The sequence below is a fragment of the Ochrobactrum sp. SFR4 genome (genome assembly GCF_019730395.1).
Classification (GTDB): domain Bacteria; phylum Pseudomonadota; class Alphaproteobacteria; order Rhizobiales; family Rhizobiaceae; genus Pseudochrobactrum.
This window is the reverse complement of the sequence record NZ_JAAPBB010000880.1, coordinates 1-265: the sequence shown is the minus strand read 5'-3', so window position 1 is coordinate 265 and position 265 is coordinate 1. Positions and strand designations below refer to the sequence as shown.

Below are 265 nucleotides of genomic sequence, written 5' to 3'. Positions count from 1 at the left end.
AACAGTCCGGTCATATTGTGTTGTCAGAATTTGGCACAACCGGCGACGGCCTGATTTCAGCGCTGCAAATTCTGGCAGTGATGCAGGAGCAGCAGCGCCCGCTGAGCGAAGTTTGCCGTAAATTTAAACCGGTACCGCAGATTCTCAAAAATGTGCGTGTTTCCGGCGGCAAGCTGCTTGAGAATAAATCCGTTATGCAGGCCATTGAAGAGGGTAAAAATGCTCTCAATGGCAGCGGTCGTGTGGTCATCCGTCCGTCCGGTAC

General features: G+C 52.1%; 1 pseudogene. It reads left to right on the top strand.

The features are described 5' to 3' along the window. A pseudogene (gene glmM, locus HBA93_RS21610) lies at positions 1–265 on the top strand (phosphoglucosamine mutase); the annotation flags it as partial.